A 26,968-nucleotide genomic window follows, 5' to 3' on the forward strand; every position below is an offset into this window, starting at 1 on the left:
ATGCTGCCTGCATTTTTCATATTCAAAAATATTGTCTATTGTTCATCGATAAGCCAAAAAATTCCTAATACGCATGAAATGCGTGTTATGCATGCCCAGAAAACCGTCACTATACTGTTCTCTTAGGGACTCTGCTCTATCATGGATGATGGATGATATATGAAGAGAAATGTGATTCATTCGAAAATGCTGCTGTTCTTTTTGCTGCTTTTTATCTTTTTGCTGTGTCTTTTTTTTCTTAATGGCAGTCCTAGCGCTAACCCAGAGAGACGGGGACATCCTATTACACACGCCTCTTCACGGCTTGATAACCACACATTATTGTCTGACGGGTATCAATTTCTGGCAGAAGAATGGGAAAACGCCAGCACACTTCACTCAATACTGAACCAGCTCAGTGTGAATCAGTTTATCTTTAACAATCTGTATTCACGGGAGAAACTTGAAAAATTCACGCTGTTTTCACTGATCTCTTTCGGCTTTCTTCTCGGCTGTCTGGTACTGGCCTGGCACCTGCATAAAATGCTTCGCCATGAAAAACGCCTGAAAGGCGAGTTACACGACATGGTCAAAAAGTTCAGCCATGTACTGAAACATGCTCCGGACGGCATGGTTCTGCTCAAGCAGGACAACACTGTACTCAATATCAATCAGTCCGCTTGCCAGATTTTGAACACCTCAGAACAACAGGCTTCACACCAAGAGATTACCGCTTTGGTTAACGATCCCGAAGCCAGTAACAAGCTGGCTGGATTACTCAGTCAGGTACACGGCAAGATGAATCAGGGTGATAACCAGCCCGTCAGTCAACAAATCACCATCAACACTACGTCTGTACAACACCTTGAAATCATTGCGAGCGAAACCGCTTACAATGACGGTAATGAGATTTTGTTAAATATCAGGGATGTCACTGTATGGGTTGATCGTGAAGAAAAACTGAAAAGCTTGTCCCGCGCCCTGGAGCAAAGTGACGACTCTATCATCATCACCAACGAAAAAGGGATCATCGAGTATGTAAACCACAGCTTTGAAAAATATAACGAGCTCGATGCCAACGAGCTGATCGGCAGTGATGCCGCGCACCTGATTCTTACCGCTCTGCAAAATCCGGCAGAGCTGGCAAAATTGCAGCAACAGCTGGTCAAAGGCCAGACAATCAACCGCATCATCTCGCACCGCAAGAAAGATAACAGTCTGGTGTATATGGAAAAACGCATTTCTCCTATTCGCAATAACCTGGGGAAAATCAGCCATTACATCACAACAGGGAAAGATATTACCGACAGAGTGCTGTTTGAAAGCAAACTCAAACAATTAGCGCACTTTGACATACTCACCCAACTGCCAAACCGATTGATGCTGCAGCAGCAGATCGATCACCTGCTCCAGCAATCGCCCTGCCCTGTCATTGGCCTGCTCACCCTCAACCTGGATCGCTTTAAGCAAATCAACGATTCTCTGGGTCACGACACCGGCGATCAGGTGCTGCTAGCCGTCAGCGAACGTCTGCAGACTATTTTGCGTGAAAATGACATGCTGGCGAGATTAGGCAGTGATGAATTTGCCATCCTGGTAGCATCAGATAACCGGCTGCCCGCTCTTGAACACCTGGCCGAGCGTATCCTTCGTCATCTCAGCGAGCCGATGACACTGGGCAGTAAAGAAGTGGTGGTCGGCGCCAGTATTGGCATCACCTACAGTGACAGCATCCATTCGACCAGCGAAACCCTGCTCAGGCAGGCAGACATTGCGCTGTATAAAGCCAAAGACAACAAACAACAGCAACAATACCGGGTTTATAACCGGCAAATGGGTGCCAACAGTGTCAAACGTTTGGAAATGGAAGCTCAACTGAGGCAAAGCTGCGGCACTGATCGCTATCAGTATTACTATCAGGGCCGGTTTGACTCACGGACCCGTCAGCTTTGCGGAGCGGAAGCGCTGCTACGCTGGGTCGATGATGACAACCGCATCCAGTCACCCACTGAGTTCATCCCTATTCTGGAAACCACAGGTCTGATTATCGAGGTTGGTGAGCATTTGATTCAACAGGCTTGCAAGCAATTACGCCAATGGCAGTTACAAGGCCACTGGCTGCATTTTGCCCTGAATATTTCAGCCCGGCAGTTGCTGAATTCCGATATTGTCAGTACTGTCAGCAAAGCGATACAGAATAGCCAGTGCGACCCTAGTTTTTTAGAGCTGGAAATCACAGAGAGTGTCGTCATGTCTGACGTTAAGCTGGCATTGAATAAGTTACGTCAGATCAACGCGCTGGGAGTCAGAATTGCCATTGATGATTTTGGTACCGGCTATTCCTCCCTGGCCTACCTCAGTCGATTTCCGATTCAGATACTCAAAGTCGATCGCGAGTTTGTCCGTGATTTACCCCTCAATAAAGAATCTGTCACCATCACTAACGCTATCGTTGAGTTGGCCCATAATCTAAATATCAGCGTGGTGGCAGAAGGTGTAGAAACCAAAGGACAGGCAGATTTCCTGGCAAGCATAGGTGTAGAAGAATTTCAGGGATTTCTGTACTGTAAGCCACTGCCGCTATCAGATTTTGAAACAAGGTTTTTGCTGCCAGTTCAGAATACGAAAGAACATTCTACCTACTGAGTCAGATTACCTCAGTTTGTAAACTTTCACTTCTGCCAAGAGCCAATTACAATACGCTCAGTATGGGCGAGGATAGAAACATGGATTTTAGCGATTATCTGGAAACGGTGCTTAAGCAACGTCAGCAACAGGCCAATAAACCGGTCCAAAATAAGCAGCAACCTGTCTGGCTGCAACAGCGTATGGAAGACAAAACCAGCCAAAGTACGGCACGTGATGCAATAGCCAAAGCCCAGGAGGATGCCTCTGTTCGAGCCGAACAGGAAACCAAAGCCCCTCATGTCAGAATTAATGGCCGCTACATGTCACAGGAAGAAGCACAGGCTAAAGCAAAATTGCAAACTCAGGCAGCGCCTGCTAATGCCGACAGAATTGCCTATATTGAATCGCTCAAAAAAACACTACGTGCCAAAAAGTATCAATAATCACCCGACTGCTTCCCGCCAGCTTGTGACAACGTCACTATAGCTTTGTGCCTTTCATCTGATTTTCAGCCTCAGTGGGGTTGAAAATAACCTCATTCGACTATGCTTAAACGAGTAAACATTTTTAACTGCAAGGGATGCGCTGACCAGCAGTAATCTCTGACCAATAAGCAAATAGTTGAACGTTTATAAAAACAATGACGAAAAAGCAGGGCTTTCATTCACTAAAATTTATGGAGTGACAGACATGTTAGGTGAAAATCACGCACTCTTCATTGAGTTCCCCGAAATGCAGGACAAAATCACAGAGTTGAAGACCTGCGACGAAAGCTTTAAGGCCATGTCAGACCGATATCACCAGCTTGACCATAGAATACGGGGATTGGAATGCAGCAACATTCCCACCGAAGATCACCACTTCACCCAACTGAAAATGGAGCGTTTGCAGCTTAAAGACAAAATTTACAACATACTCATGAACTGAGGTTGTCAGCTTTTCCCTGGCTCCACCCTCTGCTATCCAGGGGGTGGAGAACCTTCCCCGCCAAACACCATCATCACCTGCCTCAAGCAAGCTATTTGTAACAAAACATTGCTGTCCGGTATTTTAATAACATTTATTGATAGAATCCGCGCCCTCAACAACAAATGCATCTTTTTTTGATTGCTACCAAGAAAAGTTTAGTAAAGCAGTTGCCGTTCCGGCATTTAGAGAGACCTATGAAAACATTTGATCGCGCCAAGCAAATCCTGCTGGCAGGGTTCTGTATTAACTTGTGTATGGGCATTTTGTATGCCTGGAGTGTATTTAAGAAAGCCTTAGTGGTAGACCTTGGCTGGTCAAACGCCGATGCGTCCCTGCCCTATACCGTTGCTATCATTACCTTTTCTCTCTCATTGTTGCTAGCCGGTATTCTTCAGGACAAAATCGGTCCGCGTAAGGTCTTGCTGCTCGGCACGACCATGGTTGGCCTGGGTATGATTGTATCCAGCTTTGCCACCACACCACTGCTGCTGGTGCTGACTTTCGGGGTATTGACAGGTTGCGGTATTGGCTTTGGCTATGCCTGTTTAAGCCCTTCAGCAATGAAATGGTTCCACCCTTCAAAGAAAGGCATGGTAAACGGACTGATCGCGGCCGGTTTTGGCCTGGCTGCTGTGTATCTGGCGCCGCTGACATCATCCCTGATTGCCGATTACGGTATTAATCAGAGCTTTCTGATCCTCGGCATCGCTGTACTGCTGGTCGCTGTCCCTCTGGCATGCACTATCAACAACCCACCGGAAGGCTACCAGCCGGAGGCGCCATCTGCCGTCGCGGCCTCTGCCAATCCGGCACCAGCTGTTAACATGACCTGGCGCAGCATGGTGAAAACACCCCAGTTTTACTCCTTGTGGGTGATGTACGCCTTTGCCTCCGCGGCAGGCTTGATGATTATCGGCAATATTACTTCTATTGCAGCGACTCAGGCCGATCTCTCTGACGCGGCGTTTCTGGTGGTGATTCTGGCTGTGTTCAACTCAGGTGGCCGTATCGCTGCCGGTATGCTGTCAGACAAAATCGGCGGCGTTAAAACGCTGATGATTGCCTTTATCATGCAAGCCATCAACATGGTGATGTTCGCCACCTTCGACAACGAGTTCAGCCTGATTGTCGGTGCTGCCGTTGCCGGGGTTGGCTACGGTACTCTGCTTGCCGTTTTCCCATCGATCACAGCCGATTTTTATGGCCTGAAGAATTACGGTGCTAACTATGGTGTTCTATACACTGCGTGGGGTGTCAGTGGCTTCATTGGCCCAGTGGTAGCCGCCGTAGCAGTCGATATGACCGGCACCTACACGCTGGCCTATTCTGTATGTTCTGGCATGCTGGCCGTCGCGGTACTGTTGTCATTCATCACCAAGCCTGTCACCGCACAAGTAGCTAAAGAGAAGCTAGCGACAGCCGCATAACTGTACGCCTGACTCTTACTGAAAAGCACAGCCAGCCGGCTGTGCTTTTTCATTGTCACTTTTTCAGAACGAGAAACGGGACAGACAAAAAAAACCCGGTTCCAAAGGGACCGGGCAAACAAATAGTGGTGAAAATGTTCCTGATGGGAACAGGATATGCGCTATTAGCGTACCGCTATGGAAGACTGTGCGATTGGCTTAACAACATTCTTCACGGGTACTCAGGTAGCAAATAGTTAAGGCGTCCAATTTTTGGTTTGATTAAGCATTTTTTCAATCAAATCACTGAAGTCGCGTACTCGAGTGATGAATCGATTGAGACAACCAAATTCAAATATTTCCTCTTTACAATCTGTACCATCCTCATTGATCCCACCATCATGCTGGCATACGCCACCGCTGGATTCCAAAATCGTCAACTCGGGCGCTTTTCTGCTCTGAATTCAATCTGTTTATATTGGAAAACAGCACTGGTTTTTCACGTTCCGCAGCATAGGCTCACGCCTGCCAACAGGTGTGAAAACAGAATCAAAGTTGTGAGACTCATCTAACCGAAAACTAACGAACTAGTTCGCTAGTTTGATTTGCTTTCATAGTAGGGATATCATCGTTTTCGCGTTAAGTCGATATGCATCTATACACTATGCATTTGAATTATTAGGTATTGAATCAATATGATGCCTGACAATGCATCAAATGATTCAAATTCACTTGGAGTATTCTTCCACCATGGTCAGTACATTACTTCTATATTGCATCGCTTCATTTACCGTGACCGTCATTCCGGGGCCGACCATGCTGTTATCTCTATCGAACGGTGTGAGTAAAAATAAGAAAATTGTACTTTATGGCATTTTAGGGGCTGCTATCTCTGACGCAATTTTGATCAGTGCTGCCGGGCTGGGACTGGGGGCATTAATGGCGGCTTCTGAAACCCTCTTTCTGACCGTCAAATATTGTGGCGTGGCTTACCTGCTGTGGCTGGCATACCAGTTGTGGCGCAGTACACCTTCAGCCGGCGCATTAACAGCAGACAAACTCAAAAGCACACAAGTGCACAGCCCAGCAGCAGCGTTCCGGCGCAGCCTGTTCGCAGCCCTGTCAAATCCAAAGGGGCTCCTGTTCTTCGGCGCCTTTCTGCCTCAGTTTCTGGATTTAACAGCGCCGGTTTTCATGCAATACGTGCTCTTCGCGGTGGCTACCATCGTGATTGATGTCGCTGTGATGCTGGTTTACGCAACGGCAGGTTTTCAGGCAGCAAAGTATTTATCGGTCAGTCGCCTGAAATCGCTCAACAAGACCTGTGCTACCGTGCTGGTCGCGATGGCGTCGGGGTTAGCATTCTATAAAGAAGCAGCCTGAGAGTTTTTCACTTCAAAAGCAACACCAACGCCATAGGCGGTGGTTTAGGGGTGACAGAGAAAAGCGCCCGCGGGCGCTTGTTATATGGATGGACGCTTGTATCTGGCATTGATCAAATCTTCAATGAGCTTTTGATCTTTTCTGGCCTGCTCATAACGTTGTTTCGCTTGCCAGCGCTCCATCACGGTTTCCAGGCCTTTCACCTTGACCTGACTTTGCTCCAGCGCTTTTTTAGTGCGCTGGCTTTCTGCATGCATCAAGGCCATTTCATGCTGCTGATGGGAAATCAGGCGGCTGAGCATAGTATTGACCTGAGTGGTGTTCTGCAGCGCCAGTGCGTTCAACCCGGCGCTTCCTTCTTGCTGGCAGCCCGATTTCAGCCCGGCCAGCGCCTGCAGTTGCTGGGCAAAAAAGCCGACCTGATCCTGCTGCCGTGCAAAGTGCTGTCCGTGACGATCACGCTGCTGCTCAGCGATCTGCTGAAGCTGACTCACAGCTTTCAGTCTGCCCTTCATCACACCGTCTCCTAACCTTGCTGCGTTTGCGTAAACAACTCAGCAAGCCGAACCAGCGACTGTTGGTAGTCAGTCACTTCATCAACCTGCTGAACCAGAAAATCTTTGAGTTGCGGAAACACCTGGACAGACAGATCCAGTTCGGCATCTTGTCCGGGCTGATACCCGCCTAAAGGCAACAGCTCTTTGACTTGCAAGTAGTTGGCATTGAGCTGCCTGAAACGGTTGGCCACTGTGACATGAGAATTTTCGGTACAGCTGCTCATACAACGGCTGATCGAGGCATTAATATCTATCGCCGGATAATGCCCCTGCTCTGCCAGCGTACGGGATAACACCACATGACCATCAAGAATGGCACGGGCAGAGTCCACCACAGGATCCTGCTGATCATCGCCATCCGCCAGTACGGTGTAAATTGCCGTCAGGCTGCCATCCGGGTGCTCACCGTTACCGGCACGCTCAAGCAACTGAGGCAATTGGCTGAACACTGAAGGCGGATAACCACGAGAAGCAGGCGGCTCACCCAGGGACAAGGCAATTTCACGCTGCGCCATGGCGTAACGTGTTAAAGAGTCCATCAGCAGCAGGACATCTTTGCCTTTATCGCGATAATATTCCGCTACGCGGTGACACAGTTTAGTGGCACGCAGACGCATTAAAGGAGATTCATCGGCCGGCGCTGCTATCACCACAGCCCGCTTCATACCCTCTGCGCCGAGATTGCGCTGTATGAATTCCCTGACCTCCCGGCCACGCTCACCAATCAGACCCACGACTACAATATCGGCTTTGGTGTTTTTGGTGATCATGCCCATCAGGACACTTTTACCCACACCACTACCTGCCATGAGTCCGATACGCTGGCCTTTGCCCAGGGTCAGTAATCCGTTGATTGCACGTATACCCACATCCAGCGGTGTATCAACCAGGCGGCGCTTTAACGGATTGATCGGTGAAGAGTTCAGCGACACTTTCTCTCCGCCTTTTAGCGGGCCAAGATCGTCAAATGGCTCGCCAAGACCGTTAACGACCCTGCCAAGCCAGTGATCACCGAGCGCGACTGTACTGTCGCCGTCCAGCGGGACGACTCTCGCTCCGGCGTACAGCCCGCCTAACTGCCTCACGGGCATCAAATACGCCACGTCGCGGTCAAAGCCCACCACCTGGGCTTCAATGGCTTCACCATCATCCGTTTCAACCAGACAGCGCTGTTCCAGTCTGAACTTACAGCCAACGGCCTGAAGCATCAGGCCGTTGACTTTGACCAACCGCCCGGTGACCCGGGCAATCGGAATGGATGACATGGAGGCGATAGCATCATTCAAACGATCATGAAATGCACCGTCACTCACTGATACTCTCCGCCGTTTCTGCTGCTGCGGTATGACTGGCTTCAGCCGCTGGATTCTCCAGTAAGTGCTCGCGCAGCGTTTCCATACAGGCTTCCAGTCTGGCATCACTGCTGGCATCGGCTTCTGCTTGATCCGTTACCAGCTGAACACCGCCGACAGGCATTTCTTTGTTCGCGACCAGTTTCCAGCTCGGGTGCAGGGTTGGACTGAGATTGGTAATACGCTCAAGATCCTGCGGATTAAGATTGATCACCACCTTGTCGCTGTTACCCGGCATGCTGTCTAAGGTTTCTTCCACCAGCGCCAGAATTTGCTGCGGCATCAGTGTCAGCTCTGCACGAATAACCTGCTGGGCAACTTTCTGCACCAGGGAACAAATCTGCTCGCGCTGAGCATGTTCCCGCTCATCCTGCCATTGCTGAATATGCGCCTGCAGTGCTTGTATCGGCGCAATGGCAGATTCATATTTTTCGCGGCCCTGGCTTTCGCCTTTGCTGTATCCCTGCTGAAAACCGTCTTGCTGACCTAAGGTAAAGCCTTGCTGGCGACCCTGCTCAACACCCTGACGCAGGCCTTCTTCATGGCCCCGCTGCAAGCCTTGCTGAAACCCTTCTTCCAGCTGTTTTTGCAAAGCTGCCTGGTGTTCCTTGGTATTGAACTCCGCCTGGGCGACATAATTGTCTGCATCCTGTGCACCACTTTCGTGTTGTACAACAGGCTTCACCATAGGCGGAAAGCGGTGTGAGCGGTATTCACCAGGATTCAGCTGCATCACTTTTACTGAACGCATCACTTACTCCACTGTTTGTTCCTGATACAGGCTCAGTTCGATCTCACCGGCATCGGCCAGTTCACGAACCACTTGCATAATATCCTGGCGGGCTTTCTCAACCCGGGATAATGGCATCGCACCACGCATGGCCATTTCATCATCCAGCGAGTTAGCCATACGCTGTGGCATGGACTGTTTGATTGCCACTTGCAGCTTGAGCTCTGCCCCTTTCAGCGCGGTTGCCCACAAGTCGAGCGGAATTTCCTGGATCAGGCGATCCATCGTTGCTTCACGCTGACGGGAAAGAATAACGAAGTCGAACATATTTTCTTCGATTTCGCTGACCACTTTTTCGTCATGCAGTTTCAGCATTTCCATCAGCTGAGCACGATCACCCTCAAAGCGGTTAATAATGTCGGCAGCCTGCTTGGCACCCAGCACCGATGCGCCCTGTCCGCCAGACACCTGCTGGATACAGCGGTCGATCAACAGATGCAGATCTTTGGCGATCTCATGGTCGATTTCACTCAGACGGGCGACGCGGTAAATCAGTTCATCATGCTGCTCTGACGGCAGTTTCGCCAGCACCTGAGACGAGGTTTCCGGCGGCAGATAAGCCAGGAAAATCGCCTGCATCTGCGGGTGCTCCTGACTGATAAATTTTGCAATAACGTCAGTATCAACCCACTGCAGGCGCTGCATGTTATTTCGCAGCTCATCGCCATAAATACTGTTCAGTACACCTTTGGCAAGATCATTGCCCAGGGCTTTCGACAGTGTGTTCGACAGATAATCTTTCGACGCGCCGCGAATACCACTGTGGTCGCGAAAATCATCGAAAAACCGCTGAATCACGACCTTGGCGTTCTCACTTTTGATGCCAGTGAGTTTCGCCATGGATCGGGTGACGCGTTGTACTTCATCGCGGGAGAAATAACGCAGAACCTGAGCGGCTGCATCCTCTCCCATGCCCAGCAAAACCAGCGCTGTTTTATCCACGCTGCTTAAGGTTTGCATGTCTGCCGGATTAGTTGTCTCGGTTGTGCTCATTTCCATTTACCCATTGTTTGAGGACTTCAGCAACGCGCTGCGGTTCTTCGCTGGCAATTAATGTCAGATGTTTCAGTTGGATGTGCAAAGGCGAACCTGAAGGCGGCAACATCATCTCAGCATCTGCATCCAGTCCGTTGGTGGTATTGCTCAGGCCTCTGTCGGACAGACGTCGATTGAGTTCATTCTCCTGCGCCTGCTCATCAAGCTCTTTGCTCAGAATGTTGTCTGGCAAAGTGGCAATGTCCATTTCCTGGCGTGCTTTGTCCACACCGGTCAGGTGACGAATCAGAGGACGCAGAACAAAAAAGATCATCGCCAGTCCCAGCAAGCCGCCAATGATGTAACGCAACGGCTGCTGCAATGCTGTATCCTGCCACCACGGCATAGGGGCAACAGGTTCAATGTTGACCGGGGTAAAGTTGAAGCTCATCAGGCTCAGGCTGTCGCCACGCTCGGCATTCAGGCCGACCGCTTCAGAGATCATCTGGCTGATTTCGGCTTTCTGTGCCTCATCCCAGACGGCACCGTCCGGCGCAACAGCATTGTTCAGCAACACAGACACATTCAGTTTCTTAATTTGCCCCTGCTGGTACTGGGTATGCCTGACACTGCTGCCTAATGCAAACTGACGATTCACTTCAGAGCGCTCACTGGTGTTCTTCGGTGCCTCACCTTCACCTTCTTCTTCAACCGTTGGTGGCTGATTGCTCAGTGAACCCGGCACCCCTAAGGCAATTTTATCGGTTGAGTTGTTCTCAATGCTGTGTTCTGAACGGACAACCGGATTGTCATCCACCATTTCACGGGTTTCTTCAATGCGGCTGAAATCCAGATCGGCCGCCACCTGCACCCGAAAGTTACTCGGGCCGAGAACCGGAGTCAGCATGTCAGAAGCACGCTGAATGACCTGCTTCTCCAGATTCTTTTGATACTCCAGATATTTGGTATTCATTCGGCCGGACGTTTCCGAGCCGATATCGGCGCTCAGTAAACGACCGAACTGATCCACCACTGAAACGTGTTCAGCCGTCATGCCGGTGACACTGCCCGACACCAGATTCACAATCGCTTCCACCTGTTCAGGTTTGAGATCTTCACCCGGCTTAAGCTCCACCATGACAGAGGCCGTGGTCTTCTCCGTGTTCTGGCGCACAAACAGAGTCTGGCGTGGAATCGCCAGGTGCACACGGGCGTTATTGACGACATTAAGTGAAATAATGGTACGGGCCAGTTCCCCTTCCAGACCATGACGGTAACGTGCCGTTTCCATAAACTGGCTGGTACCCAAAGCAGAATCAGTCTGAAGTGTTTCCAGACCGGTCGGCAGTTTGGCTTTCACCCCTTTGGCGGCCAGTAACATACGGACCTCAGCAACTCGGCCGTCTTCTACCAGCACCTGACCATTGGTTTCCTGTAAGCGGTATGGAATGCCTTCCGCTTCCAGTACAGAGATAATCTCGCTGGTATCAAAGCGCTCCTGCTGGCTGTAAAGCGGGCGATAGCTTTGTGTCGACGTCCAGAGTGCAACCACTATGATAGCGGCAACCACAGCCGCCAGCGCAGCAGACAAAACAAGATTACGCTGGCTGCTGTACCAGGCGCGTTTAGCCCGATCCAGCAGAGAATGATCAGAACGGTTTGCAGCAGTCAGTTCCGCTGCCGCTGCTTGAGTAATCATGGTCATAATTTACACCGGCATCTTCATTACATCTTCAAACGCACCGACCACTTTGTTTCTTACCTGCATCAAGGCAGAAAAAGACAAACTGGCCTTCTGGCTGGCAATCATCGCGCCAACCAGATCATCACTTTTCCCGGTTTCAACCGCCGTCATCTTCGCACTTGCAGCGGCCTGATGGCCGTTTACCAGGTCAAGCACTTGTGTCATGGCAGAAGAAAAAGCAAGTGGTTTAACCTGTTGGTCTAATGGATTGGCTTTCACAGCAATGTTCTGCTCAGCCTGAGCTTGCATGAGCTGCATTTTATCCAGCATTAATTGCTGGGCGGTGGTCGTCTGCGTCAAATTCGTCGCAAGCATACTTGTGTCTCCTGATCGTTAGGCTGCTGAGCCAATTTGTGAAATATCAATGCCTTGCTCACGCATTGCCGCCAATTTGTAACGTAAAGCTCTTGTCGTCACACCCAGTGCTTTTGCCGTGAGTGTTCTGTTACCCTCATGCTGTTTAAGCACGTCCAGCACATACTGATATTCGGCCTGTTTCTTCGCACCAATATGGCCCTGTTCTGTTCCTGCGCTGCCCGCCGATGCTGGCATATATTCAGGTTTAATCGCCTGAATTTTGCTGCTGTCTACCGGCAGCATAAGATCCTGAGAGGTCACGAAATCGCCGTGTCTCATTACCAATGCGCGCTGGATAATGTTTTCCAGCTCGCGGATGTTGCCCGGCCAGTGGTACTGCATCATCATCTGCTGGGCATCCGCGGATAGCTGGCAGGCACTGCCTTGCTGATACTTACCGATGAAATAATCGGCCAGCGGAAGAATATCCTCAGGACGCTCGCGAAGCGGTGGCCAGTGCAGAGGTAACACATCCAGGCGGTAATAAAGATCTTCCCGGAACACCCCTTCCTGTACCGCGACACGAAGATCTTTATTGGTGGCGGCTATCACCCGGATATCGAGCTTGATGGTTTTATGGCTGCCCACACGCTCGACTTCGCGCTCTTGCAGCACACGTAATAACTTGGCTTGCAGCGCCGGCGACATTTCGGCAATTTCATCCAGCAAAATGGTGCCGCCGTTTGCTTCTTCGAACTTGCCGCTCTGGCTGCCGGTTGCCCCGGTAAAGGCCCCTTTTACATGGCCGAATAAGACAGCTTCAAGCATGGATTCCGGGATAGCAGCACAGTTCACCGCGACAAACGGCATCTTGCTGCGTGGTGACTGCTGATGAACATAGCGCGCCAGCACTTCTTTGCCTGTTCCTGATTCGCCGGTAATCAGCACACTGGCATGCGTACAGGCCGCACGGTGGGCCAATTGCAAAATCTGCTTACTGCGCCAGGATTGCGCCACTATGTCAGACATGGGCTTTTGCAGCGCTTCAACCCGGGCAATCAGGCTTAACAGCTGACTGGGTTCGAACGGTTTTAACAAATAATCCGTCGCACCGGCTTTCATCGCTTCCGCCGCCAGCAAGCCTTCGTGCTGATCGACAATCGCAATGGCAATCCGGCGCTGCTGTGTGTCCGCCACTGTCTGGCTGTAGCGGACCCATTCGGTCAGTGACATATCCGGCAGCGAGGAGCTGACCAGAGTGATCGCCGCCTGGCGTGACTGCAAGCCGGCTTTGCCGGATGTCAGATAATCCACCTGATAGCCCGCCTGCTCCAGCACCTGAATCACTTGCTGAGCCTGCTGCCTGTCCGGTTCAATGAACTGAATTGTCTTCGTAATCATTACTGAACCCTGCTTTCATCATTGTTGCCAGCACGCATAACACGCACTGTTACCCGACGATTTAACGCTTTCCCTTTCGCCGTTTCGTTATGGGCAATCGGATAGCGGGAACCATGTGCCCTGATTTGAATCAAGCTGTCTTTTACGCCGGCTTCCCGGAGAAAACTGGCCACATCATCGGCACGGACTTTAGACACCTGCACATTGCCCAGCCTTGAGCCCACATTATCTGAGTGACCATCAATCAACACCTGATTGACTGACGTATCAAGACGAATGTATTCAGCCAGATTTGACAGCGTTGCTTTTTGCTCAGTGGAAACTGTGCGTTGTCCCAAATCAAACTGAAACACCAGGTCACGAGCCTGTTTGTACGACATGGCCGGCAGGCGGGAACGACAGAGAGTAAAATCAGCCAGTGCCGGTGCCATATTAACGCTCGATAGCAGCAAATCGACCGGGGTATTGTTGTTCTGATAGAGCATCCCAACCCGCGCCCACTGGCCAGCTGTCATACCGTCAAGCAATGCATCAACTGCATGAGTGAACGACACTTCAGTCGGACTGACTTGCTTACCCGGGCTCAGTGATGTCTGCTTAGGTGTCGCCACCCAAGGACCATCCTGCAGATACAGACCTGCAGATTGAAACTTAACCACAGGTCGCATAGGCTTCACTTTCAGCGTCAAATTTTCCCCGGCATTCGCGATAAAGCTCACCTGACCGAAATTATCCACCTGCTGATTTAATGAACAGTGAAATTTGTCGCCTTGGTATTTCCACTCGACAAGATCCATCGGTGTTGAAACAAGCTTTGCTTCAACCGAACCTGCCGCAAGAGCAATAAATAAGAATGTGTATTTCTTGAGAAATGAAATTAACATTTTTACCCTTCTCAGATTTTGGAAAAAAACCAAAATTCATTTTTTAATCATAATATCCAACTTAGCCACAAAATATTAAACAGCCAAATTGGTTTGTTGTTTCTATATATTTGTTTCTTGCTCAAAATCACTTTAATAAAATAAAGGTGATCTTGATTCAATTTATATTTGACGCCACTCTGACACTAATTTGACACCGTACCGACATTCTATCCGTCAGAATGATTTTTTGATATGGCTTCAAAAACAGCTACTTGTGGCAAGCAAAACCTAACAAAACACAGGGCATTTCAAAGGCGGCCATAAAAGTCTCATCAATTCATATATAAGAAAACCCTATAAATGAAGATATAATCAACATGTGGACTAACATCACAAATTCAAAATCAATAACTAAAACACAGGAAATAGCTCAGGCTAGACTTAGCGAAACTAATAGTGGTTTTACCAAAATAGAAGTAAATTAAATCCGCAACAGTTAATAAGTTGCATATGAGTTCTGACGGATATGCCAATATGAAAAAAATTGAGTTAAACAATGCTCAACATTTCCCCACACTGAACGTTGAACATTTAGGGCGCCCAATCCATGTCATCCGGGAAGAGTTGCAGAAAATCTTTTCGCAGGCAGATTCGTCAATTACCCAGGATTTACAACGCTGGGTGAAAGACAAAAATCTGACCATTAAGCTGGCTGACATTCAACTCTCCAACCGGGATGCCACGGATCAAAGCAACAATGCCTCTGTCATTCGGCATCAAGCCGGAGGGCTGATTGAAGCGCAACTGGATACCCAGTTATTACTGGCGCTGTCGGATAAATTTTACAACGCCGATATCGATCGCAGCGATGCCGGTTACGCGAATTCGACGCTGACAGCCAGTGACCTGCGTCTTCAACAGCGATTACTGCAGCGTATTTGTTCACTGGTGGCCGATGAAAAGGCGTGGCAACTGACCGATGATGGCATGACTTACGGTGTCGGCTTACTCGCCACTTTCACTGTGAGCTACCGTAAAAAAGTGGCGGCGTTCCGCCTGTACTTCGATGAAAACATGCTTCAGGTGCTGATGGATGATATGGCGTTCCAGACCAACCATCACCTGAGCGATGATTTCAGGCTCGCGCTGGAGAATACGCCGGTTCAGCTTCATGCCACGCTTTGCCAGAAAAAAATGCCGCTGGATGATGTGCTCAAGCTGCGTCCTGACGATGTACTGAACATTGATCTCCTCACCAATGTGCCGGTGCGTATCGGACAGGAACATTTATTTAACGGATGCGTGGCCGACAAAGACGGCCAGCTCGTCCTGATTCTTAAAGATAAATAATACTATTACAGGATTGAAACATGACTGATTTGAATGAGATGACAGACGTAAACGCATTCAGCGAAGACGATCTGAACTTTGACGATCTGAATTTGGACCAGCTGGATGATGATATTGAAACCGAGCAGGATTCAGCTGCTTCGCCCTTTATTCCCTATGACGACGTGCCTTCACGCGATATCAATTTCTTCAAAAAAATCCCCGTCACTGTCACGCTGGAAGTGTCCAGTACCGAAGTCTCGCTGGGTGAACTGATGAAAGCCGGTGAAGGCAGCGTGATTGAGCTGGATAAGCTCAACGGCGAACCACTGGATGTCAAAGTCAATGGATCGCTGATGGGCCATGCCGAGGTTGTTGTGGTCAATGATAAATATGGTCTGCGCCTGATCGACATCGTGGATTCGCCGCTTAACTCCGTGGAATCCTGATGATGCTCCGCAGTACCTGTCACCGAATAGCCCGCACAGGCGGGCTATGTATCACCGGTTTTCTCGTATTTCTTCTGTCTTCACACCCGGTATTTGCGGCTGAAAGTGGCGGCCTGACACTGATGACAGTGTCTGATGGTGCCGCCAATCAGGAATACAGCGTTAAGCTGCAGGTGCTGCTCTTAATGACGGCGCTGAGCTTTTTACCCGCCTTCCTGCTGATGGCCACCAGCTTTACCCGGATTATTATAGTGCTGGCCATTTTGCGTCAGGCGCTCGGCCTGCAGCAGAGTCCGCCTAACCGGGTTCTGGTCGGCATAGCGCTGGCGTTAACCTTGCTCATCATGCGCCCTGTGTGGACAGACGTCTACGAGCACGCTTTCAAGCCGTATGACGCAGGCCAGATGACCTTGATGGATGCCTTTGCAGTGGCAGAAAAACCCGTCAAAGATTTCATGCTCAAGCAAACCCAGCAAAGTTCTCTGGAACAAATGCTGCACATTGCCAACGAGCCCATCAATCAGAACGCTGAAGATCTGTCGTTTGCCGTCGTGTTACCCGCTTTCGTGATCAGTGAACTGAAAACGGCATTCCAGATTGGTTTCATGTTGTTTATTCCCTTCCTGATTATCGACCTGGTGGTTGCCAGCGTCTTGATGGCGATGGGTATGATGATGCTGTCACCTCTGATCATTTCTTTGCCGTTCAAGCTGGTTATATTCGTGCTGGCGGATGGTTGGGCAATGACGGTTGGCACACTCGCAGCCAGTTTCGGGTAGGAGAACAACATGACACCGGAACTCGCTGTTACCCTGTTTTCAGATGCCGTGTGGATGATCATTACCATTGTGACGGTACTGGTCATTCCTGGGCTGCTTGTCGGGCTGCTTATTGCCGTGTTTCAGGCGGCAACGCAGATTAATGAACAGACCCTGAGCTTTCTTCCGCGCTTATTGGTAACCCTGCTGATGGTGATTTTCGCAGGCCACTGGATGATCCGAAAGCTCGTCGACCTGTTCACCTATCTGTTCCATAACATTCCGGGAATGATTGGCTGATGGATCTGACCTTTGCGCAAATCACAGCCTGGCTGGGGCAAGTCTGGTGGCCCTTTTTCCGCCTCGGGGCGGCGCTCGTGGCTATGCCCTTTTTTGGCGACGGCGCCATTCCGATTTGGATAAGGCTGCTTTTCGCCTTGTCGATCAGCATTCTGATTGCGCCACTGATGCCAGCGATGCCAGCTGTGGATCCCCTTTCCCTTAAAGCACTGGTGCTCGCCTTCGAGCAAGCGATCTGGGGAGTGTTCTTCGGATTTATCATTCACCTTTTATTCAACACCATGACCATGCTCGGGCAGATTGTCTCTATGCAAATGGGCCTGAGTATGGCGATCATGAATGACCCGGTGAACGGCATGTCTGTCGCCCTGCTCGGCCGCCTGTTCCTGATGTTCAGCACCTTGCTTTTTCTGGCACTGGACGGCCATCTGATCGTGATTGATATTCTGGTCCAGAGCTTCCATATCTGGCCAGTCGGCGCTGGTATCAGTGAAGCAACGCTGCACCAGATTCTGTCCATGGTTGGCTGGATGTTCGCCTCAGCACTGGCGTTGGCCTTACCCGCCATCGTTTCCATGCTGCTCGCCAACATCAGCTTCGGTGTCATGAACCGGGCCGCGCCCAGCCTGAACGTGTACGCATTAGGCTTTCCAATGACCATGCTTTTAGGCCTGTTCAGTATTCTCATTGCTATCAGCGGTGTACCCAGCCGCTATACCCAGTTCGTGCATACCACCTTGCAGGAGCTGACCTATTATGTCGCAGGAAACGGCCTATGAGTGACCAGAGTACGCAGGACAAAACAGAAAAAGCTACGCCCCAGAAAATCCGTAAAGCCAGAGAGCAGGGGCAAATCCCACGGGCCAAAGATCTCACCGCCTCAGTGATTTTTATCGTTGTGGTGTATTTCTTCTCGGTCCAGCTTGAGGCCATCTGGGATGCGCTCAGCGGTGTGTTCCGGTTCAACATGCAACTGACCCGCGAAGATCTGCAGTCACCCTGGCAAGGTATTGAACATATGGGGCAAAGCCTGGCTATTTTGATAGAACTGCTGCTGCCACTGTTTGCGGTCATACTGTTAGCGGCTATCGCGGGAAGTCTGATGCTGGGCGGCTGGCTGTTCTACCCTACCGGTGTGCTGCCAAAACTGTCGAAGATCAGTCCGATTGCCGGCATCAAACGTATGTTCTCGACACGCTCACTGGTTGAACTGCTGAAATCGACCCTCAAGGTGACCGTTATCTTCTTGCTGCTATATACCTATCTGGATTCTCATTTGGCTGAGCTGATGGCGATGCAGAACCTGCCCTTGCGCCAGGGCGTTGTCGCCGTCATGAGTATCCTTTTCCACGGTGTGCTGCTGATGGGCGTTGCGCTGATCATATTTGGCTTGCTTGATGTGCCCTACCAGCGTTGGGAGCACTTAAAGCAGCTGAAAATGACCAAGCAGGAAACCAAGGAAGAATACAAAAACAACGAAGGCCGGCCGGAAGTGAAACAGCGTATCCGCCAGATTCAGCAACAGTTTGCGCGGCGTAAAGTGGAAAAAACCGTGCCTCAGGCAGATGTAGTGATCACTAACCCAACCCACTATGCGGTCGCCATCAAATACGATCCGACTATGTACGACGCCCCTTTCGTGGTTGCCAAAGGGGTGGATGAAATGGCCCTGCATATTCAGCGTATCGCCCGCGAAAACAATGTGGAAATACTGAATTCCCCGCCACTTACGCGTGCTATTTATCATACCACTCAGTTGGAACAGGCCGTGCCGAACCAGCTGTATATCGCCGTGGCGCACATTCTGACTTATGTCATGCAGCTCAAAGCTTTTCGTACCGGGAAAGGCGGCAAACCACAGGCATTACCGACTTTTGCGATTCCACGCCACTTACAGTATTAAGGCAGGAGAGAGATCAAACCCATGTTAAACAGGCTACCTAAATTTAACCATTTAAAGCGCAGCTATATCAGTATTCCTGCTGCTCTGCTCATGATACTGGCCATGGTCATGCTGCCCCTGCCCCCTATGCTGCTGGACGCCATGTTCACCTTCAACATAGTGCTGGCAATCATGGTACTGCTGGTCAGTACCACGGCAAAACGACCACTGGATTTTTCTATCTTCCCAACCATCTTGCTGGTGGCTACGCTGCTGCGTCTGACGCTGAACGTAGCGTCCACACGGGTAGTGTTACTTGAAGGTCACAATGGCGGCGATGCGGCCGGTAAAGTGATCCAGGCATTTGGTGAAGTGGTGATCGGCGGTAACTATGTCGTCGGTATGGTGGTCTTTGTCATTCTGATGATCATCAACTTCGTGGTCATCACCAAAGGTGGCGAGCGGATTTCAGAAGTCGCTGCCCGATTTACCCTCGACGCCTTGCCGGGTAAACAAATGGCCATTGATGCCGATTTGAATGCCGGTTTGATCGATCAGGAACGTGCCAAGCTGCGCCGGAAAGAAGTCGCCAATGAAGCCGATTTCTACGGCTCGATGGACGGTGCGTCAAAATTCGTCCGTGGTGATGCCATCGCCGGCCTGCTGATTCTGTTCATCAATATTATTGGTGGTATCAGCATTGGCGTGTTCGAATACGATATGACCGGCGCAGAAGCGTTCAAAACCTTTGCCTTACTGACTATCGGTGACGGTCTGGTTGCACAGATCCCGTCCCTGCTGCTGGCCACCTCAGCGGCGATTATCGTAACGCGTATCAATGACAGCGATGACGACATGGCTGAGTCGATGCGCAATCAGCTGCTCGCTTCCCCAACCACTTTGTTCACTGCCGCCGCGATTATGGCGATTGTCGGCAGTGTGCCGGGTATGCCGCATCTGGCATTTTACGCATTCGCTGCCGTACTGGCCTATTCGGGCTGGCGACAACTCAAATCACCCACCCATGACGATCAACTGGAACAGGTTGAACAACTTGGCTACGCCATGCGCCGTGAAAGCGATCAAGTGCTGGCCTGGGATGATATTCCGCATGTTCAGAGCCTCTCGCTGCACCTGGGTTTCCGCCTGGTCCATCTGGTCAATAAAGATCAGGGCGCGCCGCTGTCGCAGCGGATCCGGGGGATTCGTAAAACACTGTCCGAGCAAGTGGGTTATCTGCTGCCTGAAGTCAGTATTCAGGACAACCTCAGCCTGCGGCCAAACCAATACACCATCGCCGTACAGGGTGAGATAGTCGAACAAGGTGAAATTGAACCGGATCGCCTGATGGCCATTGCGGTGGGTGAAACTTACGGTGACATTGACGGCATACTGGGTACTGACCCGGCCTATCAGTTACCGGCCGTCTGGATTGAGCCCGGCGACAAAGCCAAGGCACTGAATATGGGTTATCAGGTCATTGATGACGCTACCGTCATCGCTACGCACCTGAGTAAGGTAATGAAAAACAACCTGGCCGATTTGTTCACCCATGATGATGTCGACAACATGATCCACCGCTTGTCGCTGCAGGCACCGAAACTGGCCGAGGCACTGGGCAATGTCATGACACCGGCTCAGCAACTCAAGGTGTTCCGTCACTTACTGCAGGATCAGGTGCCGGTCAAAGACATACGCACCATAGCCAACACCATGCTCGACAGTGCAGAAAATACCAAAGATCCTATTTTGCTGGCCGCCGATGTGCGTTGTAGTTTACGCCGCACTTTAGTCAACCTGATCAACGGTGACCGCAAAGATCTGAACGTGTACACCTTGTCTGATGATCTGGAGCAGATTTTGCTGACATCTTTGCAGCAGGCACAGTCAAACGGCCAGGCCATGCTGGACAGTTTCCCGGTTGAGCCCAATATCCTTCAGCAATTCCAGCAAAACCTGCCATTAGTCAAACAGCAGCTTAAGCAGCAAAACCTGCCTCCGGTTCTGCTGGTGATGCCACAACTTCGGCCACTTCTGTCACGTTATGCGCGTACTTTTGCACAAGGTCTGGCTGTCTTGTCATATAATGAGATTCCAGAACACAAGCAAATCAATGTGGTAGGAAACCTTGGCTAAGTTGTTTACCGATGCCGCGTTAGGCGAGCATGCACGCGGGCTGCTGATTCAGGCAGCCCAGACTCCGGATGATCACATTCTGCTTGAGGCCATGCAGCACAATGATATACGTCATGTCTGTCAGCCGATAAGACACACAGAAACCAACGAGGTCACATTCCAGCACCTCACTTTACGGTTCGGCAGCAATAACGAGCAGAGTGTCTACCGTTTCGACCTGTCTGAAGAGATGCGTTATGCGCTGGATTTGTTCGGGCTGCTGCTGGCTGTCAGGCACATTAAATTTCAGCAAGAAACCATTCATGCCAGCCTGATTAATCCGTTAGTTGTGCCCCTGCAGGTGGAAACCTTGCTGAAATGGGAACCCGGCCAGCATTTTTTATCTTCCCTGTTTGAACACCATAGCCAGGCGATGCAGGACGTCGTGCCCTGCCTCCAGCTTTTTCAATCCGATTCAGATACCGGGCAGTTAGGTAAACTGCTGGGCTGGTTACATGACACCTGCCCGGCGTTTTGGGTGGATATCAGGCTGCCAACCGCCTATCTCCCTCTGCTGGAAACGCATCCACCCGCAGCCATCAAGATTGCCCAATTCAATGAAGACACCAGTTTCAAGCAAGGCTTACTGCCGGTCATCCGCTTTTTGAAACAGTGCCATGTCGAGTTTGTCGCCGGACGCGTGGCCACTCAATACGATCTGATCCGCTTCCGCCGTCTGGGTGCGGGTTATTATTTCGGGTACATCAGCGATATACCCACCTCCTTCTCCGCACCGAGAAAATTTAAACTCGTTAAATAGCCCCCTCAACACTGTTATTTATAACGCTAGTATTTACAACGCCAGCACTTCAGCTGGCGTCTTGCTTTTTGTTGTTGCCCGCCAAATATTGAATCTCGATCACAACTCTTTGCTACCTATTTACCTGGCTCTTTTCTGTCTTTACCTAATCCTTCACTCATTCAGGTGTAGACCATTTACTCTAACCAGCACTTTGGCTGATTATTTCATTGCCCGGTTTAATAAAATTGAAACCTCATACCATGGCTTTTACAGCTGGAAACTGTGAATTTAGCAAATTTTTCAAAATTTATTTTAGCATTCCATATAAAAATCAAGTTACTGATTTTTAATAAATTTATCTCATAAAATCCAGGTAAAAAACCGCTAAACATCAAGATGAAATCATTTTTTTTCACTTTTCTGATTAATGTTCTCAGAGCCTCTTCCGCCTCATATTAGCGAGTAGGAATAACGGCCACACAGAACAACAAACTGATTTGTGTGCCGATATAAACCAATATAAAGAAGCAATACTTAGGAGAATTTTCATGGCTCTATCAATGCACACCAACTACGCATCTCTGGTTACGCAAAACACCCTGAACGGCACAGGCAACATGCTGAACACGGCCATGGAGCGTCTGGCGACTGGCTACCGTATCAACTCTGCTGCTGACGATGCGGCTGGTCTGCAAATCGCAAGCCGCCTGGAATCTCAAACTCGCGGCATGTCTGTTGCAATGCGCAACTCTCAGGACGGCATCTCTATGATGCAAACGACTGAAGGTGCACTGGACGAAGCAAGCAACATCCTGTACCGCATGAACGACCTGGCTACTCAGGCAGCGAACGGTACTAACTCAGTCAACGATCAGGAAGCTCTGTACGCAGAATTCACTGAACTGACCAGCGAGCTGGGCAGCGTAATGGCCAACACTAAGTACGCTGGCGAAACTGTGTTTGACGCAGCGGGCGTGAAAGGCGGCGGTATCGTACTGCAAATCGGTGGTTCTTCTGCTGAAACTCTGGACTTCGCTACTTCTATCGATGGTAAAGTTGGCGCAGCAGTAACTATGCTGGAAGCAGGTGGTACTATCGCTTCTCTGGGTACCTTCGGTGACACAGGCGCAACTGTAGCGGCTAACCAAACTGCCGCACAGACTGCAATGGACACTATCCAGACTTCTCTGGACACCATCGGTGGCGCACGTGCTGCTCTGGGTGCGAACATCAACCGCCTGGAACACACCATCACTAACCTGGGCAACATGGTTGAGAACACCTCTGCTGCGAAAGGCCGTATCATGGATGCTGATTTCGCTGTTGAAACCTCTAACATGACTAAGAACCAGATGCTGATGCAAGCCGGTACTTCTGTACTGTCTCAAACTAACCAGCTGTCTGGCATGGCAATGTCTCTGCTGCGCTAATCAACTGATTAGTCTCAGATACCTAGTCAAAGTCACTCCAATGTTCAAAGCCCCGATTTTCGGGGCTTTTTTTCGTCTCCCCCCTGAATGTCCCACCCTGAATGAGGCTGACGCTTTCCCCTCCTATATGGACAGACACGTGAGCCTCCTATCAGGACAGGCATGTTAACCAGTAACTCCATTCTTATCAGGACAGACATATTACGAAACAGCAGCACGCAGCCAGCCAGCCAGCCAGCCAGCCAGCCAGCCAGCCAGCCAATCATTCTCCTACACATCATTCCTACAAGGACAGGCACATTAAGAAAAATACAACTTCATCAATTTCATGATTTTCATACCTGGCCCGAAATTCTGAACTTCTCCCTTTCGTCTGCGCTCAAATACATATACTGTAAATTCATCCAGTATCAATCAATCATTACCAATGACAACAGCACGTAGCCAACTCATTAGTGTAGAAGCAACGCCCTATTACCATTGTGTTTCCCGCTGTGTTCGGCGTTCATTTCTGTGCGGATATGACGAACTTACCCAAACCAGCTATGAACACCGGCGGGGCTGGGTTGAAAAACGGTTGAAACGGATTGCCAGTGTATTCTGTGTTGATGTTTGTGCTTACGCCATCATGAGCAATCATTACCATGTCGTTCTGCATATCAACAAAGATCAGGCTTATCGCTTATCAAATCACGAAGTCATTGATCGCTGGCTCACCTTACATCGTGCTCCCATGCTGATTCAACGGTTCTTAAAAAGCGAAAACTTATCTGAGATCGAGCAAAATGCTTGCTTAGCCATCATCCAGACCTGGCGGGAAAGACTCTGTTCCATCAGCTGGTTCATGCGCCTGCTGAATCAATACATAGCAAGCGAAGCTAATCGTGAAGATAACTGCACCGGCCACTTTTGGGAAGGACGTTTCAAAAGCCAGGCATTGCTGGATGAAAAAGCCCTGGCTGCTGCTATGGCATACGTTGATCTAAACCCCATACGAGCCGGAATCGCAGACACACCAGAAGCCTCCAGCTTCACTTCAGTGAAAGCACGCATAGAATCGCATCGGAAAGATCAGATAACGGCCCCATCTCTTTTTCCCTTCGCCGGTAATCCGCGAAACGATATGCCGGAAGGACTGCCATTTAGCCTGGCAGATTATCTTGAACTGGTTGATTGGACAGGACAACAAGTCAGAGGAGATAAGTCCGGACATATACAATCAGCTCAGCTTCCTATCCTTGAGCGACTTGGTATCAAGGCTGATTCGTGGCTGGATGTTTGTACAAATATAAAAAAATGCACACTCATTGGTTCTGCAGCTGCAATTCAAACAGCATTACCCAAGTTTAACAGGCAACGGCGAACCGCTTTACAAATTCCATAATCCTGACCCGCTACACTGAACTCTCTGCACACAACACATTGAATGTCATATGTACGCTACACTCTCCTGAAAATCAGACCAGAGACAGAAGAACCGCTGTTGATATCAACAACTGTAAATCAATATTATTAAGATGCTTTTAACAGCAATTCGGTGAAATCAACACAAAGCACACTACCTTTTTCAGGCCGATGACCCAAAGGCCCATTGTGACTGTCCTTGTAACCCAAAGTGACTGCCCCTTTAAGCCCGCCCGATTTTCATGAAAAAAAAAGAGCGCTTGAAGCGCTCTTTTCATTTCTTTTCGGGTGATTGAGGAATTAGGACGTCGTGTATCCCTGTGCTTCAGGTGTCGGCGCTTTCGCGTAATCTTCTTCACCCACACTGTAACAAAGATAGTAAATCGCGCCCTGCTCTCCTGCCTTCGTATCTCCCATCCCGGAAAGGACAACCACCTGAGCCCCCAAATCCTTCAACGTATTATACTGACTCTCGTCGATCGTCAGTGCTCCCAGATCGATGTCTTTCTTGATTGGGTCTCTGTCACGGATTTTGATTGTGACTGGCCCACGGTCCAGCGGGAATCGATAGTAATAGGATTCGCTTTCAACAAAAGCGAACTGGTCTTCGTCCGTCATTTTGATATTCGACCCCGACTCCGGCCAGAAGGCACCACCCGTTGGATCGCTTTGCGCATCGTCAAGATGCTGGATATACACGTCATCATCGCCTTCAATGATTTTCGCAAGCCATTCGATCAACGCCGCCTCAAACTTGATCACGTAAGAGGCAGCATTAAAGGCATCAGACATCAGCTGTGCCTTTGGCGTTTTGATTTCACCTAACACTTCAGCTGCCGCAGCTTCCGCCTGAGAGGTATAATCAGCAACGGTATCAATCACTTCTTTATTACAGCCACAGGATTGTTTTTCACAGTAAATCCCAAGCACGCGCAGACTTGGCAGAGGTTTGTTCATCACCCGCCAATAGATATTGTACTTGCCGTATTTATCATGTGAGGGCTGATCAATTTCATTGCAAATGTCGGACGTCGTGACTTTCGCTGCGTCACGCGTAATCGTCATCGTGCCGAGGTCATCGTCCTTTCCTTTGCTCATATCTGATTTATCCCGCTCCCAGAGCTGGAATTCAATCTTGTGCAAGCCACTGGCCGGAACCACAATATCAACATTCCGATGACCGTCCTCATTGGACGGATTCATTTCCAGTGGGCTGTCGTGGTAATAGTATTTTCGCTCGAACTCATCAGGATTTGACGGATTCGAATAGGTCCGTACTTCAAAGTACACTTCATCGTGTGCTGAACCTTCGTTGGTCTTTGAAATACATTCGATCTTATTAAATTGAACTGAGTAAGCGTATTGCTCCACGTAACTCTCCTTAAACGTGATTGTCATGCCCAGCCTCCGTTTCACCGAAACGACGCCTGAGCATTTACCTGAAAGACAAAGAACACCCGCGATACGTACTTTGAGTTGAAAGCTATATAGCAGGGTTAAATCTTCCAAGTGAATACCAAAAAGGAATAAAATAGCTTCTTTTTTTGCATGCCTGGTATTCCTGACAAACAAAAAATTACAATAAAGCCTAAACGCAGTATGCGTATAATTGCAATTCAATCTATTACTCAAACTCTATGGCAGATCGCATTTCGCCGCAAACGCGTAAACTCAACTCGGCATCAGTTCAATTTCAGTGATACCAGAACGACGGTTCATGTGCAGGTTGCATCAGGTGCAATGTGCAGACATCTCCAACATTCCCGCAAAAACTAACAGTTCAAAACAATCGGACTCAAATTTATTACATCACCTCAGACATGTTGATAGGTGTTTAAAAACAAAAAATTACCTTGATATGGTTCTAAAGGTGACTGTCCTATTAAGTCCGCAAATTACCGTGATATGGCTCTAAAGGTGACTGTCCTTTTAAGTCCGGATTCGACGGATTCGAATAGGTCCGTACTTCAAAGTACACTTCATCGTGTGCTGAACCTTCGTTGGTCTTTGAAATACATTCGATCTTATTAAATTGAACTGAGTAAGCGTATTGCTCCACGTAACTCTCCTTAAACGTGATTGTCATGCCCAGCCTCCGTTTCACCGAAACGATGCCTGAGCATTTACCTGAAAGACAAAGAACACCCGCGAT

General features: G+C 49.6%; 24 protein-coding genes. 15 read left to right on the plus strand and 9 right to left on the minus strand.

Annotated elements, in window-relative coordinates; genetic code table 11:
* The first annotated feature begins 159 nt into the window (after nucleotides 1-159).
* From KCG43_RS10735 to KCG43_RS10755, 5 genes are all read left to right on the plus strand, one after another.
* On the plus strand, nucleotides 160-2,625 hold the full coding sequence (locus KCG43_RS10735) for a bifunctional diguanylate cyclase/phosphodiesterase (RefSeq protein ID WP_192016566.1): 2,466 nt from the start codon (nucleotides 160-162) through the stop codon (nucleotides 2,623-2,625).
* 80 nt (nucleotides 2,626-2,705) lie between these two features.
* Nucleotides 2,706-3,050 (plus strand): hypothetical protein, encoded by a 345-nt coding sequence (locus KCG43_RS10740; RefSeq protein WP_027252341.1) that lies wholly within the window; start codon nucleotides 2,706-2,708, stop codon nucleotides 3,048-3,050.
* 247 nt (nucleotides 3,051-3,297) lie between these two features.
* Nucleotides 3,298-3,534 (plus strand): YdcH family protein, encoded by a 237-nt coding sequence (locus tag KCG43_RS10745; RefSeq protein ID WP_192016565.1) that lies wholly within the window; start codon nucleotides 3,298-3,300, stop codon nucleotides 3,532-3,534.
* Between the two features lie 236 nt (nucleotides 3,535-3,770).
* Nucleotides 3,771-5,003, plus strand: a complete 1,233-nt coding sequence (locus KCG43_RS10750; RefSeq protein WP_218384745.1) for an OFA family MFS transporter — start codon at nucleotides 3,771-3,773, stop codon at nucleotides 5,001-5,003.
* Nucleotides 5,004-5,732: 729 nt separating this feature from the next.
* On the plus strand, nucleotides 5,733-6,365 hold the full coding sequence (locus KCG43_RS10755) for a LysE family translocator (protein ID WP_192016641.1): 633 nt from the start codon (nucleotides 5,733-5,735) through the stop codon (nucleotides 6,363-6,365).
* 80 nt (nucleotides 6,366-6,445) lie between these two features.
* Here KCG43_RS10755 and fliJ read toward each other — a convergent pair whose 3' ends face one another.
* The 8 genes from fliJ to KCG43_RS10795 are packed head-to-tail and all read right to left on the minus strand — an operon-like array spanning nucleotide 6,446 to nucleotide 14,365.
* A complete protein-coding gene (gene fliJ / locus KCG43_RS10760) occupies nucleotides 6,446-6,880 on the minus strand; it encodes a flagellar export protein FliJ (RefSeq protein ID WP_218384747.1) in 435 nt (144 codons plus the stop codon).
* An 11-nt stretch (nucleotides 6,881-6,891) separates the two neighbouring features.
* Entirely contained in the window at nucleotides 6,892-8,235 is a 1,344-nt protein-coding gene (gene fliI / locus KCG43_RS10765; protein WP_311568307.1) for a flagellar protein export ATPase FliI, read from the minus strand.
* The gene (gene fliH / locus KCG43_RS10770) at nucleotides 8,228-9,025 is read right to left on the minus strand and encodes a flagellar assembly protein FliH (RefSeq protein WP_255557990.1); all 798 of its coding nucleotides are present in this window, start codon (nucleotides 9,023-9,025) and stop codon (nucleotides 8,228-8,230) included. The genes fliI and fliH overlap by 8 nt, the downstream gene beginning before the upstream one ends.
* A 3-nt stretch (nucleotides 9,026-9,028) precedes the next feature.
* On the minus strand, nucleotides 9,029-10,057 hold the full coding sequence (locus KCG43_RS10775; RefSeq protein WP_192016562.1) for a flagellar motor switch protein FliG: 1,029 nt from the start codon (nucleotides 10,055-10,057) through the stop codon (nucleotides 9,029-9,031).
* On the minus strand, nucleotides 10,035-11,744 hold the full coding sequence (fliF, locus tag KCG43_RS10780; RefSeq protein WP_192016561.1) for a flagellar basal-body MS-ring/collar protein FliF: 1,710 nt from the start codon (nucleotides 11,742-11,744) through the stop codon (nucleotides 10,035-10,037). The genes KCG43_RS10775 and fliF overlap by 23 nt, the downstream gene beginning before the upstream one ends.
* Nucleotides 11,745-11,747: 3 nt before the next feature.
* Nucleotides 11,748-12,098 (minus strand): flagellar hook-basal body complex protein FliE, encoded by a 351-nt coding sequence (fliE, locus tag KCG43_RS10785; RefSeq protein WP_192016560.1) that lies wholly within the window; start codon nucleotides 12,096-12,098, stop codon nucleotides 11,748-11,750.
* Between the two features lie 18 nt (nucleotides 12,099-12,116).
* Nucleotides 12,117-13,481, minus strand: a complete 1,365-nt coding sequence (locus KCG43_RS10790; RefSeq protein ID WP_192016559.1) for a sigma-54 dependent transcriptional regulator — start codon at nucleotides 13,479-13,481, stop codon at nucleotides 12,117-12,119.
* Nucleotides 13,481-14,365 (minus strand): OmpA family protein, encoded by an 885-nt coding sequence (locus KCG43_RS10795; protein ID WP_218384749.1) that lies wholly within the window; start codon nucleotides 14,363-14,365, stop codon nucleotides 13,481-13,483. The genes KCG43_RS10790 and KCG43_RS10795 overlap by 1 nt, the downstream gene beginning before the upstream one ends.
* Nucleotides 14,366-14,881: 516 nt before the next feature.
* Here KCG43_RS10795 and KCG43_RS10800 point away from each other — a divergent pair.
* From KCG43_RS10800 to KCG43_RS10845, 10 genes are all read left to right on the plus strand, one after another.
* Entirely contained in the window at nucleotides 14,882-15,697 is an 816-nt protein-coding gene (locus KCG43_RS10800; RefSeq protein WP_192016557.1) for a FliM/FliN family flagellar motor switch protein, read from the plus strand.
* Between the two features lie 29 nt (nucleotides 15,698-15,726).
* Entirely contained in the window at nucleotides 15,727-16,125 is a 399-nt protein-coding gene (gene fliN, locus KCG43_RS10805; protein WP_027252352.1) for a flagellar motor switch protein FliN, read from the plus strand.
* Nucleotides 16,125-16,904, plus strand: a complete 780-nt coding sequence (gene fliP, locus KCG43_RS10810; protein WP_036759474.1) for a flagellar type III secretion system pore protein FliP — start codon at nucleotides 16,125-16,127, stop codon at nucleotides 16,902-16,904. Before fliN ends, fliP begins: the two co-directional genes overlap by 1 nt.
* 9 nt (nucleotides 16,905-16,913) lie before the next feature.
* Complete coding sequence (gene fliQ / locus KCG43_RS10815; RefSeq protein ID WP_027252354.1) at nucleotides 16,914-17,183, plus strand: flagellar biosynthesis protein FliQ; 270 nt, start codon at nucleotides 16,914-16,916, stop codon at nucleotides 17,181-17,183.
* Entirely contained in the window at nucleotides 17,183-17,962 is a 780-nt protein-coding gene (gene fliR / locus KCG43_RS10820; RefSeq protein ID WP_192016556.1) for a flagellar biosynthetic protein FliR, read from the plus strand. The genes fliQ and fliR overlap by 1 nt, the downstream gene beginning before the upstream one ends.
* Nucleotides 17,959-19,086: a flagellar biosynthesis protein FlhB gene (gene flhB / locus KCG43_RS10825; protein WP_218384752.1), complete on the plus strand. Its 1,128-nt coding sequence runs from the start codon at nucleotides 17,959-17,961 to the stop codon at nucleotides 19,084-19,086. Before fliR ends, flhB begins: the two co-directional genes overlap by 4 nt.
* 21 nt (nucleotides 19,087-19,107) lie before the next feature.
* Complete coding sequence (gene flhA / locus KCG43_RS10830; RefSeq protein ID WP_218384754.1) at nucleotides 19,108-21,201, plus strand: flagellar biosynthesis protein FlhA; 2,094 nt, start codon at nucleotides 19,108-19,110, stop codon at nucleotides 21,199-21,201.
* Complete coding sequence (locus KCG43_RS10835; protein ID WP_218384756.1) at nucleotides 21,194-22,000, plus strand: hypothetical protein; 807 nt, start codon at nucleotides 21,194-21,196, stop codon at nucleotides 21,998-22,000. The genes flhA and KCG43_RS10835 overlap by 8 nt, the downstream gene beginning before the upstream one ends.
* A 530-nt stretch (nucleotides 22,001-22,530) precedes the next feature.
* A complete protein-coding gene (gene lafA, locus KCG43_RS10840) occupies nucleotides 22,531-23,412 on the plus strand; it encodes a lateral flagellin LafA (RefSeq protein ID WP_192016552.1) in 882 nt (293 codons plus the stop codon).
* 427 nt (nucleotides 23,413-23,839) lie between these two features.
* Nucleotides 23,840-24,796, plus strand: coding sequence for a transposase (locus KCG43_RS10845; protein WP_218384757.1), 957 nt, complete (start codon nucleotides 23,840-23,842; stop codon nucleotides 24,794-24,796).
* A 320-nt stretch (nucleotides 24,797-25,116) separates the two neighbouring features.
* Here the strand turns inward: KCG43_RS10845 and KCG43_RS10850 are convergent, their stop codons facing one another.
* Nucleotides 25,117-26,214 carry a hypothetical protein gene (locus KCG43_RS10850; RefSeq protein ID WP_218384758.1) on the minus strand — a complete coding sequence of 366 codons (1,098 nt, stop codon included), beginning with the start codon at nucleotides 26,212-26,214 and terminating at the stop codon, nucleotides 25,117-25,119.
* Nucleotides 26,215-26,968: the final 754 nt, after the last annotated feature.

The sequence above is a fragment of the Photobacterium sp. WH24 genome (assembly GCF_019204055.1).
Lineage (GTDB): Bacteria > Pseudomonadota > Gammaproteobacteria > Enterobacterales > Vibrionaceae > Photobacterium > Photobacterium arenosum.